Source organism: Streptomyces sp. NPDC052910 (assembly GCF_055585605.1).
This window is the reverse complement of record NZ_JBVJJR010000001.1, coordinates 1,142,261-1,155,280: the sequence shown is the minus strand read 5'-3', so window position 1 is coordinate 1,155,280 and position 13,020 is coordinate 1,142,261. Positions and strand designations below refer to the sequence as shown.

Below are 13,020 nucleotides of genomic sequence, written 5' to 3'. Positions count from 1 at the left end.
GACGTGCCGGGCGTCATGACGTACCGGCCCTCATACGTACCGGGCCCTCATGCCCACCCGCTCCGGGAACAGGCCCTGGAAGTGCCGGATCCGCCGGATCCGCTCCTTGTGGTCATCGGCCGCGACGACGTGCCGGGTGACGGAGGTAGTGGACGAACGCACGGGTGAGGGTTCGGACGGACGAGGAGACGTCCCGCGAAGTGGCGGGGCGCACGGGGTGGGTGAGGTCCGTGTGATGCTCCATGCCGGATCAACGGCCGGGATGTGACGGCCCGTTCCTTCGAAGTGAGGGTGTCCGGCGCCCGGCACTCCGCTTCGCGCCCGGCCGGCGGGTTGCCTGTCCGCCGTAATCCGGACCGCCCGCCCACCCCGTACGGCGCCGCGACATGTCCGACGCCGGGAGCGCGGCTTCGGCGGTTGTCCGACGGCCGTCGGGCCGGTGTCCGGCGGGCCCCGGTCCGATCCCGGCCAACTCCCCTGTGGCGCTGTCGAGTCGGCGTGCCGCTGAGTAGCGTCGATGCCCGCGCAACGACCCACACGACACCCCAGCCAAGGGAGGACCCATGAGTATCCGCCCCCGTGTCGCGACCGTCACCGCGTCCTTGGCCCTCGCGGCCGGAACGGCGGTGGGCCTGGTGGCCCCCGCCCCGGCTTCCGCCGCGGAGACCGCCACCACGCCCGCCACCACCGCCACCACGCCCGCCACCGCCACCAGGCCCGACACGACCGCCTTCACCTGTGACACCTGGCGGTACCGCCGCGACGACAAGGGCCACGGCGCGTCGATCACGTGCTACGGCCGGCCGTTCACCGCCTACGCCGTCTGTCATCGCGCCGACGGCATCGACTACCTCCGCTTCGGCGACCGCGTCCGCTCCGGTCGTACGTCGACCGCCTGGTGCGACCTCAACGGCGAGGTCACGGACGCGGGGGCCCTGCCGGGCTGACACCCGCCACGGGCGTGGCGGTGCGGCGCCCCGCGCCGGACGGCCGACGGCCGGCTCCGCCGCGCCGACGCCGGCTCGGCGGGCGAAGAGGCGGTATTCCCGCTCCCGCGCTCTTGGCCGGCGGGCGCCCCTCATGGCGCGCACGCGGACCGTGGGCGCGCACCCTGCCTATGCGCACGGGAGCCCCAGGCGGCCTCGGCCTCGCGCGCTCACGCGGCCCGGCCCGCTCCGGGGTGGGGGGAGGAGGAGGGCCGGGGCGACGGCGGACCGAGGGCCGGGGCCTGGGGCGCGGGTCGCGGTGGACGAGGTTACGAACCCGCTGTGAACACGGCCGCGTGGTCGACGACCCACTGGCGAAACGTTCGCGGCGGCCTGCCGAGGATGTCGGCCACCGCGGTGCTGATGTACGCGGGCTGTCCGACCGCCGCGCTCCACGCGTCGAGCAGCATGTCGACGGCCGAGCCGGGCGCCGTGCCCTCCCACCGGCTCCGGAACTCGTCCGGCGTCATCTCCTCGAACGCGATCCGGCGCCCCAGGGCGTCGGCGATGATCTCGACCTGCGCGGCGTGGGTCAGCGATTCGGGGCCCGTGAGGACGTAGTCGCCTCCGGCGTATCCGTCCTGCCGGAGCGTGCGCGCCGCGACGGCCGCGATGTCGCGGTCGTCGACCGGCGCCGACTCGGCGGCGCCGTAAGGCCACCGGACGACGTCGCCGGCCCGGATCGCGGGCGCCCACCAGGCCGGCGAGTTCGAGGCGAACATCCCCGGCCGGAGGATCGTCGACTCGAGTCCGGTGGCCGCGATGAGTCGTTCGACACCTGCGTGCAACGCCGCCATGGGATTGGGCTGCTGGAAGAAGGGGTGCGGTGTCCGATGCGGGGAGGAAAGGAAGACGATTCGCCGCACATGGGCCGCCAGCCGCTCGACGACGGCCTCGGCGGTCCGGGCCGGGGCGGTCCAGACGAGGAAGACCGCGCCGGCGCCGTGCAACGCGGGGTCGAGTGACTCGGGCACGGTGAGGTCGCCGACGAAGACCTCCGCCTCCGCCGGCAGCGTCGCCGCCGCGTCCGGGCGACGGGTCAGGGCGCGGACCGGCACGCCCGCGTCGAGGAGCCGGTCGATGACGAGGCGGCCGACCCGGCCGGTCGCCCCGGTGACGAGCACGGGGGGAATGTCTGTCTGATGCATACCCTCCATGAAAACGTTACTCGATTAAAAGTGCAACCCGGTTAAAAGATTCCCTTGCTGGCGGGCGTCGTTGTCGGTCGCGGGTGGGGGTGACCGTGCCGGACCCCGTCGTCGGCCGTGCCGTGGAGTGGCGCGGCGTCACCCGAAGGCGGAGCGGGGCATGCCGCACACAAGCGGCGGCCGCCTGCTGTGGCCGGATGGAAGGGACGGCCCGTTCAGGCCCCGGGCGCGTGTACGACCGGCGGCGAGCGCAGGGGGCACGTTCGCGCCTCCCGACGGCCGCCGCCCCCGTGTCAGGCCGTTCGGGCGCCCGGCGCCGGCGGCCCCGGCACGATCAGCGGGCCGCCCGTGACCGGGTCCGGGACGACCACCGACTCCAGGCCGAAGACGTCGCGGACGAGGTCCGCCGTCACCACGTCGCCCGGGCGCCCCTGGGCGACGACGCGGCCGTCCTTCATGGCGACCAGGTGGTCGGCGTAGCGGGCGGCCTGGTTGAGGTCGTGGAGGACGGCCACGACCGTGCGGCCGCGGTCGGTGTTGAGGCGGCGGACCAGGTCGAGGACCTCGACCTGGTGGGCGATGTCGAGGTACGTGGTCGGTTCGTCGAGGAGGAGCAGGTCGGTCTCCTGGGCCAGGGCCATGGCGATCCAGACGCGCTGCCGCTGGCCGCCGGAGAGTTCGTCGACCGGGCGGTCGGCCAGTGCCGCGACGTCCGTTCGCGCCATGGCGTCGGCGACCGCGCGCTCGTCCGCCTCCGACCACTGCTGCCACCAGCGCTGGTGCGGCTGCCGGCCGCGCGCGACGAGGTCGGCGACCGTGATCGCCTCGGGTGCCACCGGGGTCTGCGGCAGCAGGCCGAGGCGGGTGGCCAGTCGGCGGGTGGGGACGCGGCCGAGCTCCTCGCCGTCGAGGAGGACGGCACCGGACACCGGCTTCAGCAGCCGTCCCAGAGCGCGCAGCAGCGTCGACTTGCCGCACGCGTTAGGGCCGATGACCACGGTCACCTCGCCGTCCGGGATGTCCAGGTCGAGGCCGTCCACGACCGTCCGGTGCTCATAGGCGAGGGTCAGGGAGCGGGCGCGCAGCCGCGCGGTCGTCTCACGGGCCTCGGCCGGCTCGCGAACCGTTTCCTGGGTCATGCCGACTTTCCTCCCGTACGGCCGCGGATGATGAGCCGGATCAGATACGGCGCGCCGACCGCGGCCGTGAGGACGCCCACCGGCAACTGGGTGGGTTCGAAGAGCTTGCGGGCCAGGAGGTCCGCGAGGACGACGATCAGCGCGCCCGTGAGCGCCGAGCAGACGAGGGGGATCTGGGCGGTCCGTGTCGTGCGGCGGGCGATCTGCGGGGCGAGGAGCGCCACGAAGTCGACCGGTCCCGCCGCGCCCGTCGCCACGGAGGCGAGGACGACGCCCAGCAGCACGAGCCCGGCCCGCACCCGGTTCAGCCGGACGCCGAGGGCGGTGGCCGTGGCGTCGTCCAGCGCGACCGTGCGCTGGGCCCGGGCGGCCCAGCACAGGGGGACGGCGAGCACCAGCAGCGTCCACGCCACCGGCGCCGCCGCGTCCCAGCCGGCGCCGTTGAGGGAACCGGTCATCCACACCTTCGCCTGCTGGGCGACCAGGTAGTCGCCCTTGGTCAGGAACAGTTGCGTGATCGCCCGGAGCGCGATGGCGAAGCCGATGCCGATGAGCACGAAGCGGCCCGCGTGCAGTCCGCCGCGCCACGCGAAGACGTAGACGAGGGCGGCGGCGAGCAGGCCGCCGGCCGCGGAGACGTAGGGGAGCGTCGCGTACGAGGTGACGCCGAAGGTCATCGCGCCGACCGTCAGCGCCCCCGCCCCCTGCGACACGCCGATGATGTCCGGGCTGGCGAGCGGGTTGCGGGCCACGGTCTGGATGAGCGCCCCCGAGACGCCGAACGCGGCCCCGACCAGCAGCCCGACGGTCATGCGCGGCAGCCGGAAGGTGCCGACGACCAGTTCGTCGGGGGACGGCCGGCCGAGGAGGACGTCCAAAACCGCGCCCGGCACGACGAGGGTGTCGCCCACGCACAGGTACGCCAGGCAGGCCGCGGCCAGCGCCACTGCCAGGCAGAGGGCGACGGCCGCGCTGCGGCGGTGGAGGAGGAACGAGCCGCGGCCGGCCGGGGCGCGGAGGACCGTGTAACCGGCGGGACGGGAGGGGGGCTCGGTGGTTCCCGTAGGGGCGGGAGACGGCGCCGTCATACCGCCACCTTCCTGCGGCGGGCGAGCGCGACGAGGAACGGGAGGCCGATGAGGGCCGTCATCACACCCGCCGGCACCTCGCTGTCCGCGTAGACGACCCGCCCGACGACGTCGGAGAGGAGCAGCACGACCGGACCGAGCAGCGCCGCCATCGGCAGCAGCCGGCGGTGGTCGCCGCCCACGAGCGCCCGCGCGATGTGCGGTACGGCCAGGCCGACGAACGCGATCGGACCGGCGGCGGCGACGCCCACGCCGGTGAGCACGGTGGCACCGGTGCCGGCCGCGATCCGGACGGCCGCGACGTTGCGGCCGAGGCCGCGCGCCACGTCCTCGCCGAGCGCGAGCGCGTCGAGACCACGCGCCACGGACAGCACCAGCACCGTGCCGACCAGCAGGAACGGCCACATCTGACCCACGATCGCGTGGTCCCGGCCGGCCAGCGAGCCGATCTGCCAGAACCTGAACTCCTCCAGCGCCGACGCCCGGGTGGTCAGCACCCCGGAGATCACCGAGACCAGCAGCGCGTTGACCGCCGCCCCGGCCAGCGCCAGCTTGACCGGGGACGCGCCCCCGCGCCCGCGCGAGGCGATCGCGTACACCGCGACGGACGCCACCGCCGCGCCCGCGAACGCGAACCACACCTGCCCCGCCAGGGTGTGCACTCCGGCGGCGGCGATGGCGAGGACGACGCCCAGCGAAGCGCCCTGGCTGACACCGAGGATGCCCGGGTCGGCGATGGGGTTGCGGGTGACGCCCTGCATCACCACCCCGGCCATGGCCAGGGCGGCCCCCGTCATCAGGCCGATGAGCGTCCGCGGCAGCCGCAGTGAGCGGACGACGCCGGCCGTGGCGTCGTCACCGCCGTGCAGCAGGGCGTCGAGGACGCGGTCCGGCGGGATCGTCCGGCTGCCCACGGCCAGGCTGAGCACCACGGCCGCCAGCAGCGCCACGACGGCGACGGCCGTCCAGCCGGCGCGGCGCCGGGTGGTGACGGGCGGAGGCGGGGCGGGGGAGCCGACCGGGTCGGGCGGGGCGGATATGGCTTCCACGGCGCGGTTCTGACGGCTCTCTCGGTAGGGGGACGGGGGCGGGGACTGGGGCGAGTGGCGGGACGGCGGGTGCGTGGCGGATCGTCAGGCCGGGCGGGCGGGCGGAGCGCAGGCACGGTCGCGGTCCGCCCCGAACGCGGCCGGCCCGTACGCGGCGGCCGTGCGAGCGAGGCGGCGGTACGTACGTGAGGACGCGCACGTGACCGTCCTGACCGAAAGGCCCGAGTTAGGTCAGGCTAAGTCTACGGCGGGGCCCGGGGCGCCGAGGAGGGGTGTGCGACCGGGACCCGCACGCGGGCGCGCGGAAGCGGCGGGCCCGACCGGGTGAGAGCGGCCCGGCCCGGCCGGGACAGGGCGGGGTGCGGGCGCCGGCCGGCCCCCGCCACCACACCCCGTGCCCCTCATTGAGCACAATGAGCCGCATGACCACCCAGCCCCGCGCCGCCGTGCCGGCAGCCCCCTTCACCGTCGGGTTCGACCTGGACATGACTCTGATCGACTCCCGGCCGGGGATCCGGACCACCTACGAGGCCCTGGCCGCCGAGACCGGTGTGTACATCGACGCGGAGCTGGCGGTCGGGCGGCTGGGGCCGCCGCTGGTCCAGGAGCTGCGGGAGTGGTTTCCGGAGGCGGACGTGCCGCGGGTGACCGACCGCTACCGGGCCCTGTACCGGGAGCTCGCCATCACCGGCTCGCTCGCGATGCCCGGCGCCCGGGAGGCGCTCGCCGCCGTGCGCGCGCTGGGCGGCCGGTCGGTCGTCGTCACCGCCAAGCACGGCGGGAACGCCCGGCTGCACCTCGACCACCTGGCCCTGGAACCCGACGCCCTGATCGGCGACCTGTGGGCCGAGCAGAAGGCGGTCGCTCTGCGCGAGCACGGCGCCGGGATCTACGTCGGCGACCACACCGGCGACGTCCGGGGCGCGCACGCGGCCGGTGCCCTGTCGGTCGCCGTCGCCACCGGCCCCTGCCCGGCCGGCGAACTGCGCGCGGCGGGCGCGGACGTGGTGCTGGACGGGCTCGCGGACTTCCCCCGCTGGCTCCGCGCCCACCGGGCCGCGGCGGAGGCGGAGGGAACGGCGGCCTCGGCCTAGCCCGCGGTCAGCGCGCCGCCGACGCCTCGCGTGCGCGCCGCCGTTGGTCGGCGGCGGTGCGCAGCACTCCGGCCGCGGCGACCAGGAAGCCGACGCCCATGAGCATGCACACGAAGTAGGCGGCGGACGGCAGCGGGTCCGCGCCCAGGAAGAGCGGGGCGACGGTGGCCATCGTGGCCACGGCGCCCACCAGGAAGACGATCGCGCCAGCGCGCACCAGCAGATCCCCGGCCCGGGGCGTTTCGTTGCTCACCCGAGCAGGGTAGTTGCCTTGTGGCGGGCGTGCGCCCGCGGCTGCCCGTCAGGGCTGTGACCAGGAGCGGCGCGGAGGGCCCGCCCGGCGGCGGGGCGGGGGCGGAAACCACCGGACGCGCGCCGAACGCGCAGAGGTACGACCTGAGGACGTCTTGTCACCGGGCCCGGGACCATTAGCCTTGGTTCCAGCGGGTCCTGCGGCCCGCTGCCGTGTTATCCAGCGTGATTTTTCCTTGCTTTCAGATGTTTCGATAATTTTCCACACGTACCGACCGTTTCCGATACATTCCGACCGTTTCCGATTTCCGACGAGTACGAGGACGAGGACAGACGTGCCTACCGGCAAGGTCAAGTGGTTCAACAGCGAGAAGGGCTTCGGCTTTCTCTCCCGTGACGACGGCGGAGACGTCTTCGTGCACTCCTCGGTGCTCCCGGACGGGGTCGACGCCCTCAAGCCAGGCCAGCGCGTGGAGTTCGGCGTCGTCGCCGGGCAGCGCGGCGACCAGGCCCTCACCGTGACGCTCCTGGAACCCACCCCCTCCGTGGCCGCGGCGATGCGCCGCAAGCCCGACGAGCTGGCCTCGATCGTCCAGGACCTGACCACCCTCCTGGAGAACGTCACCCAGCAGCTCGAGCGCGGCCGTTACCCCGACAAGGCGCAGGGATCCAAGATCGCCAGCATGCTGCGGGTGGTGGCGGACCAGCTCGACGTCTGACGCGACGTCCGGGCGGACCGCTCCGGTGTCCGGCGCGACGACCGTCCGGTGTCCGGACGGTCTGAGGCCGGTGCGCGCCGGACGGGTCGGGGAGGCCCCGACCCGTCCGGCGCACGTCAGACGAACGTGAGCGCGTCCGGCCCGAGGGCCGGTACCAGTCCCTCCGCCGCCGCGCGGGTCAGCAGGCCGCGGACCGCCGCGTAGCCGTTCTCCCCGAGGTCGGCGGTGAACTCGTTGACGTACAGCCCGATGTGCTGGTCGGCGACGGCCGGGTCCATCTCCTGGGCGTGCTCCAGGACGTACGGCCGGGAGGCCTCCGGGTCGTCCCAGGCCATCCGCACGGATGTCCGGGCCGCGTCCGCCAGCCGCCGCAGCGTCTCCTCTCCCAGCGAGCGCTTCGCGATGATCGCGCCCAGCGGGATGGGCAGACCGGTGGTGGCCTCCCAGTGCTCGCCCATGTCCGCGAGGCGGGTGAGCCCGTAGGCGCCGTAGGTGAACCGGGCCTCGTGGATGACCAGACCGGCGTCCACCTTCCCGTCCCGCACCGCCGGCATGATCTCGTGGAACGGCATGACGACGATCTCGCCCACGCCGCCCGGCACCTCGGTCGCCGCCCACAGGCGGAACAGCAGGTAGGCGGTCGAGCGCTCGCTCGGCACCGCGACCGTCCGGCCGGCCAGCCCCGCCGGGTCGGTGATCCCGCCGGCGGTGAGCACCAGCGGACCGCAACCGCGCCCCAGCGCCCCGCCGCAGGGCAGCAGGGCGTACTCCTCCAGCACCCAGGGCAGCACCGCGTACGACACCTTGAGCACGTCGAGCTCGCCGCGCTCGGCCATGCCGTTGGTGATGTCGATGTCCGCGAACGTCACGTCCAGCGGCGGCGCGCCGGGGACCCGGCCGTGCGCCCAGGCGTCGAAGACGAACGTGTCGTTGGGGCAGGGGGAGTAGGCGATGCGGATCGGCTGGTCCATCGGTCTCAGCGGCCTTCCTCGGTGATGTCCTCGGGGGCTTCCGCGGTGCTGCCCGCGGTGGTCTTCGCGACGGTGCCGGCGCTCGCGGCGGCCGCGGTTCCCACCGCGGCGGTGGTCTCCGGCCGCCCGGCCGTCGGCTCCGGATTCCCGGCCGCCGGCCCCGGCTTCCCGGGCACCGTCGTCAACGTCGGGCCCAGCGCCCGGAACGCCTCCGTCAGCGCGGCGAGCGCGTCCCCGATGCGCCAGGCCGACCGGTCGCGCGGGCCGACCGCGTTGGAGACGGCCCGCAGTTCCAGCACCGGCACCCCGTGCGCCGCCGCCGCCTCGGCCACGCCGAAGCCCTCCATGGCCTCGGCCAGGGCGTCCGGGTGCCGGTCCGCCAGCTCGGCGGCACGGGCCGCCGTGCCGGTCACCGTGGACACGGTCAGCACGGCCCCGGGCCGGGCGCCCGTCGCCGCACCGACCGCGCGGACGAGAGCGTCGTCCACCGGGTGCGCGTCGACGCCGAAACCGAGCTCGGTGACGGGGAGGAAGCCCTCGGACGTGGCCGCGCCCAGGTCGGCGGCGACGATCCGGCTGCCGACGACGAGCCCGCCGAGCGGCGCCCCGGGCGCGAAGCCGCCGCCGATGCCCGCCGAGACCGCCAGGTCGTACGGGGCGCCGGCGAGCGCCGCCGCCGTCAGGGCCGTGGCCGTGCCGGCCGCCGCCGCGGCGGGACCCACCCCGGCCGCCAGCACGTCGTACGTCACGCCGGACACCGCCGTCCGGTGCAGGACCGCGCCGCCGGGCAGCGCGACTTCCGCCGGCTCCTCGGGGCCCGCCGGACCGGCGGCGGCCGTCACGGACGACCGCTCGGCGGCGACGGCGGTGACGACGAGGACGCGCATCGTCAGTTGTCGTTCTTCAGCGTGTAGTTCCAGACGCCGTACGTCTTCTTGTCGCCCACCATGACGATGCTGATCTTGGCCTCGTCCATGCCCTGGAGGAACGACGATGCGGAGAGGGTGCGGTACGTCCGCGTGGAGACGTCGGTCTGCTGGGTTCGGGTGGCGATGAACCAGCCCTTCTTGGCGACCTTGGGATCGACACCGAAGCGCAGCAGGCCGTCGGCGGGCACCTTGATGGTCTTGTCACCCTTGCCCAGGCAGTTGCCGAGGTCCGACTTCTCGATGCCCCCCTTGCCGTCGTAACAGGCGGCTTCGGAGTGGACCTCGGACTTGTCGGCGACCAGCGTCGTCAGCGGAGTCGGCTTGTCACAGGCGGAGAGGGCGACGACCCCGAAGGTCACGGCCCCGAGGGCGGCAGCGGCACGGCGGCGTCTGCCCCGGAAAAACGCAGCGGTCATGCGGGCAGGCTATCTGGCCACGTCAATCCCGTGACGCGCGGGTGCGGTGAGACGCGCCGGGCGGGCGCTGTTCCCGTGGTGTGCGGGGGCGGGCCCGGATCTCGGACGCGGCCCGTGAGGTTCGGGTACGCGCTGGCGCCCGGCGTCGCACACCGCGCCGGGCACCGGCGGCCGCCCTGCGGGGGACAGGCGTCCACACCGCACGCGGGCCGGCAGGCCTCACGCCACCCGCGCGTGCGGTGTGCCGTGCCGGGCCGCCGTCAGCAGGCCCCGGAGGGCCGTCGCCGCGCCCAGGGCCAGGAACCCGGCGGCCACCGCCATGCCGAGGGTTCCGTTGAGCGGCAGCAGGATGCCGATGCCGCCGCCGAGCACCCATGACATCTGCAGGAGCGTCTCGGACCGGGCGAACGCGGACGTCCGGACCTCCTCCGGGACGTCGCGCTGGATCAGCGAGTCCAGCGACTGCTTGCCCAGCGCCTGCGAGATGCCCGCGACCGCCGCGACGAGCACGATGAAGAACGCGTTGTACAGCGCCGCCGTGACGACCGTCGAGGCGAGGGCGGCGGTGAGGACGACGGCGATGGTCTTCTCCGGGCCGCGGGAGCGCAGCAGCGCGCCGATGGCGGTGCCCAGGGCGTTCCCGCCGCCCGCCGCCACCGCGACCATGCCGAGCGAGAACGCCGGGCCCAGGCCGCTCAGCGGGTGGACGCGGAGCAGGAACGCCAGGAAGAAGGTGAGGAAACCGGACAGCATGCGGAGCGCGCTGTTCGCCTGGAGGGCGTGCAGCACCGAGCGGCCGACGGTCCGCAGCCCGGGCTTGGGGCTGCGGTCCCGGCGGTCGCGGAGCGCCCGCCGTTCCCGCCAGGTACGCCACGCCTCGGGGCCGCGCCGGCGGGAGGCGGGCCGTCGGGGGAGGGCGGCGGGCCGGTTGCGGTGCGCCAGGTGGGGACGGTGGGAGCGGTGGGGCCGGTGTTCCGCCGACGCGAGGCGGGCGCGGACCTCGCCCTTCGACGAGTCGACCACGTGCGGCAGCGAGAGCGACAGATAGGCGCCGAGCAGGAAGACGACGCACGCGCCGTACAGCGGCCAGGCCGGCCCCAGGTGGTGCAGCCCCGCTCCCAGCGGGGCCGCCACTCCCGTGGCGACCAGGCCTCCCAGCGTCACCCGGGAGTTCGCCTTCACCAGCGAGATCCGTGGTGGCAGCAGCCGTGGCACGACGGCCGACCGCACCACCCCGTACGCCTTGGACGCCACCAGCACGCCGAGGGCCGCCGGATAGAGCTCCAGGCCGCCGGTGGCGACCGCGCCCGTCATGGTCAGCGCCAGGATCACCCGGGTGATCATCGCCGCGGCCATCGCCGCCCGGCGCCCGTGCGGGAGCCGGTCCAGCAGCGGCCCGATCACCGGGGCCAGGAGGGTGAACGGCGCCATGGTGATCGCCAGGTACAGCGCCACCCGGCCGCGGGCCTGGTCGGTGGGGACGGAGAAGAAGACGGTGGAGGCCAGGGCGATGGTGATGAGCATGTCGCCCGCGGAGTGCACCGCGTGCAGCTCGATCAGCTTGGCCAGGCCCGACTCGCCCGCCCCGTGCGCGTTCGTCGCCTTGCGGATGCCGCGGGCGGCGAGCGTCACGGGCGCGCGCAGGACACGGCCGACGCGCCGGCCGCCCCGGCGGAGCGGACCGCCCTGTGCTGACCGGATGACACCCACCACGTCATCTTGCCCCACCGCGAGCGGAGTACGGCACTCTTGGCGCGGTCGCTTTGGCCGGACACCGCGGCGGGCCCTTCCGGCGTCCCTCGCGGCCGCCCTTGTCAGGGCCCTCGCCGCGGCCATTCCGGCGGTCTTCGCCGCGGTCTCGCGGCGGCCGTGACGGCTCCCGGGCGGCGTGCTCCGGGAAGCCACGGAGGGGCGGGTGACGGGCTCTCCGGCGGGCTTCCCCTCGGAACGCGCGCACCGGGGGCCTGCCGGACGCCCGGGGGCGTACCGGAGCGACGCGGGGAGCTCACCGAAACCCGGGTATCCCCCGGGTGGTCACCCGAGGTAGCGTGCCCCACGCGCCACCAGCGGTCGTTCTTGGCCGCGCGCCGAGTCTCGATCCCGCAGAATGGACATGACCAGGTGCGCCCGAGGCCGTTCGGGCGCGGACGTCGACGCGGTCCTCCGGTCCGCTCCGTCCGCCGGCCCGGCCGCTCGGCTGGCGCACTCGTGAGACGGCGTGGAAGAGAGAATCGATTCTTGTGAGTGCTGCGATGCGAAGCCGTACCCCGGACCGCCTGTGCGCCGAGGCGGTCGAACTGGCCCGTACGGCGGCCGAGGAGGCCGCGCTCCCCGGGCAGGTCGGTGAGCACGTCGAGGTCGTCGCCGACGGGGACCGCGTCGTCACGCACTACTTCCGCTGCCTCGACCCCGGCTACCGCGGCTGGCGCTGGGCCGTCACCGTCGCCCGCGCCTCCCGCGCCAAGAACGTCACGCTCGACGAGACGGTTCTGCTGCCCGGTCCCGACGCCCTCCTGGCCCCCGAATGGGTGCCCTGGAGCGAGCGGCTGCGCCCCGGCGACCTCGGCCCCGGCGACCTCCTCCCCACCGAGGCCGACGATCTGCGCCTGGAGCCCGGCTGGACGGGCGCCGAGGAGCCGCCGCCGAACTCCGTCGTCTCCCCCGAGTCCCTCTCCCACGAGCTGACCGACCTCGCCGACGCCGAGGACGCCGAGGTGGCGGCCGGCTCGCCCGCCGCCCAGCCGACCGCCCCCGCGCGCGGCTCCCTCACCGCCCTCGCCGAAGAGCTCGGCATGCGGCGCGCCCGCGTCCTGTCGCGCTACGGCCTGCACATCGCCGCCGACCGCTGGGACGAGTCCCACGGCGCCAAGACCCCCATGGCCCAGGCGGCGCCCGCCCCTTGCGTCAGTTGCGGCTTCCTCGTCCCCATCGGCGGCTCCCTCGGCCAGGCCTTCGGCATCTGCGCCAACGAGTTCGGCGCCGCCGACGGCCACGTCGTCTCCCTCTCCTACGGCTGCGGCGGCCACTCCGAGGCCGCCGTCATGCCGAAGCCGCCGCGCCCGGCGCCGCCCGTCATCGACGAGACGGTCGTCGACCTGCTGCCCATGGCGGACGCGACGGACGGGGCGGACGCGACGGCGGGCGACGAGGACCTGGGGCACGCTTAGCCGCCGGCGCGGGGCCGTTCCGCCGGGGGACGGCCTTCGCGCGAGGGGGCGCGTCCCCGCTC

13 protein-coding genes and 1 pseudogene are annotated in these 13,020 nt (G+C 75.0%); 4 read left to right on the top strand and 10 right to left on the bottom strand.

Translation table 11 applies throughout. The features are described 5' to 3' along the window. Positions 1-30 precede the first annotated feature (30 nt). A complete protein-coding gene (locus ACZ6X9_RS04935; RefSeq protein ID WP_469776465.1) occupies positions 31-162 on the bottom strand; it encodes a hypothetical protein in 132 nt (43 codons plus the stop codon). A gap of 401 nt (positions 163-563) precedes the next feature. Here ACZ6X9_RS04935 and ACZ6X9_RS04930 point away from each other — a divergent pair, with 401 nt between their 5' ends. Next, complete coding sequence (locus tag ACZ6X9_RS04930) at positions 564-947, top strand: hypothetical protein (protein ID WP_469776464.1); 384 nt, start codon at positions 564-566, stop codon at positions 945-947. Between the two features lie 308 nt (positions 948-1,255). Here ACZ6X9_RS04930 and ACZ6X9_RS04925 read toward each other — a convergent pair whose 3' ends face one another. The 4 genes from ACZ6X9_RS04925 to ACZ6X9_RS04910 all read right to left on the bottom strand — a co-directional run bounded on the left by ACZ6X9_RS04925 (position 1,256) and on the right by ACZ6X9_RS04910 (position 5,401). Next, positions 1,256-2,134, bottom strand: a complete 879-nt coding sequence (locus ACZ6X9_RS04925) for an NAD(P)H-binding protein (RefSeq protein ID WP_469776463.1) — start codon at positions 2,132-2,134, stop codon at positions 1,256-1,258. Between the two features lie 293 nt (positions 2,135-2,427). Further along, positions 2,428-3,273, bottom strand: coding sequence for an ABC transporter ATP-binding protein (locus ACZ6X9_RS04920; protein WP_469776462.1), 846 nt, complete (start codon positions 3,271-3,273; stop codon positions 2,428-2,430). After that, entirely contained in the window at positions 3,270-4,361 is a 1,092-nt protein-coding gene (locus ACZ6X9_RS04915; RefSeq protein WP_469776461.1) for a FecCD family ABC transporter permease, read from the bottom strand. Before ACZ6X9_RS04915 ends, ACZ6X9_RS04920 begins: the two co-directional genes overlap by 4 nt. After that, entirely contained in the window at positions 4,358-5,401 is a 1,044-nt protein-coding gene (locus ACZ6X9_RS04910; RefSeq protein WP_469776660.1) for a FecCD family ABC transporter permease, read from the bottom strand. The genes ACZ6X9_RS04915 and ACZ6X9_RS04910 overlap by 4 nt, the downstream gene beginning before the upstream one ends. A gap of 431 nt (positions 5,402-5,832) precedes the next feature. Here ACZ6X9_RS04910 and ACZ6X9_RS04905 point away from each other — a divergent pair, with 431 nt between their 5' ends. Then, complete coding sequence (locus tag ACZ6X9_RS04905; RefSeq protein WP_469776460.1) at positions 5,833-6,504, top strand: HAD family hydrolase; 672 nt, start codon at positions 5,833-5,835, stop codon at positions 6,502-6,504. A gap of 7 nt (positions 6,505-6,511) precedes the next feature. On the opposite strand, the gene ACZ6X9_RS04900 is transcribed toward ACZ6X9_RS04905, so the two are convergent. Continuing rightward, complete coding sequence (locus tag ACZ6X9_RS04900) at positions 6,512-6,757, bottom strand: hypothetical protein (protein ID WP_436780074.1); 246 nt, start codon at positions 6,755-6,757, stop codon at positions 6,512-6,514. A 334-nt stretch (positions 6,758-7,091) separates the two neighbouring features. Between ACZ6X9_RS04900 and ACZ6X9_RS04895 the strand changes: the two genes are divergently transcribed. Further along, entirely contained in the window at positions 7,092-7,475 is a 384-nt protein-coding gene (locus ACZ6X9_RS04895; protein ID WP_469776459.1) for a cold-shock protein, read from the top strand. A 116-nt stretch (positions 7,476-7,591) separates the two neighbouring features. Here the strand turns inward: ACZ6X9_RS04895 and ACZ6X9_RS04890 are convergent, their stop codons facing one another. From ACZ6X9_RS04890 to ACZ6X9_RS04875, 4 genes and pseudogenes are all read right to left on the bottom strand, one after another. After that, positions 7,592-8,446, bottom strand: coding sequence for a 1,4-dihydroxy-6-naphthoate synthase (locus ACZ6X9_RS04890; protein WP_469776458.1), 855 nt, complete (start codon positions 8,444-8,446; stop codon positions 7,592-7,594). 181 nt (positions 8,447-8,627) lie between these two features. Further along, positions 8,628-9,333, bottom strand: a pseudogene (locus ACZ6X9_RS04885) (futalosine hydrolase); the annotation flags it as partial. Between the two features lie 2 nt (positions 9,334-9,335). Further along, the gene (locus ACZ6X9_RS04880; protein WP_469776457.1) at positions 9,336-9,791 is read right to left on the bottom strand and encodes a DUF2771 domain-containing protein; all 456 of its coding nucleotides are present in this window, start codon (positions 9,789-9,791) and stop codon (positions 9,336-9,338) included. A gap of 219 nt (positions 9,792-10,010) precedes the next feature. After that, positions 10,011-11,501, bottom strand: coding sequence for an MFS transporter (locus ACZ6X9_RS04875; RefSeq protein WP_469776659.1), 1,491 nt, complete (start codon positions 11,499-11,501; stop codon positions 10,011-10,013). 542 nt (positions 11,502-12,043) lie between these two features. Between ACZ6X9_RS04875 and ACZ6X9_RS04870 the strand changes: the two genes are divergently transcribed. Continuing rightward, positions 12,044-12,958 carry a DUF3027 domain-containing protein gene (locus ACZ6X9_RS04870; RefSeq protein WP_469776456.1) on the top strand — a complete coding sequence of 305 codons (915 nt, stop codon included), beginning with the start codon at positions 12,044-12,046 and terminating at the stop codon, positions 12,956-12,958. Positions 12,959-13,020 lie beyond the last annotated feature (62 nt).

Excerpts from the sequence above, each read along its gene's own strand:
- ACZ6X9_RS04890 (WP_469776458.1), bottom strand. The coding sequence starts at position 8,446 with ATGGACCAGCCGATCCGCATCGCCTACTCCCCCTGCCCCAACGACACG.
- ACZ6X9_RS04930 (WP_469776464.1), top strand. The coding sequence starts at position 564 with ATGAGTATCCGCCCCCGTGTCGCGACCGTCACCGCGTCCTTGGCCCTC.
- ACZ6X9_RS04925 (WP_469776463.1), bottom strand. The coding sequence starts at position 2,134 with ATGCATCAGACAGACATTCCCCCCGTGCTCGTCACCGGGGCGACCGGC.
- ACZ6X9_RS04870 (WP_469776456.1), top strand. The coding sequence starts at position 12,044 with ATGCGAAGCCGTACCCCGGACCGCCTGTGCGCCGAGGCGGTCGAACTG.
- ACZ6X9_RS04880 (WP_469776457.1), bottom strand. The coding sequence starts at position 9,791 with ATGACCGCTGCGTTTTTCCGGGGCAGACGCCGCCGTGCCGCTGCCGCC.
- ACZ6X9_RS04915 (WP_469776461.1), bottom strand. The coding sequence starts at position 4,361 with ATGACGGCGCCGTCTCCCGCCCCTACGGGAACCACCGAGCCCCCCTCC.
- ACZ6X9_RS04920 (WP_469776462.1), bottom strand. The coding sequence starts at position 3,273 with ATGACCCAGGAAACGGTTCGCGAGCCGGCCGAGGCCCGTGAGACGACC.
- ACZ6X9_RS04905 (WP_469776460.1), top strand. The coding sequence starts at position 5,833 with ATGACCACCCAGCCCCGCGCCGCCGTGCCGGCAGCCCCCTTCACCGTC.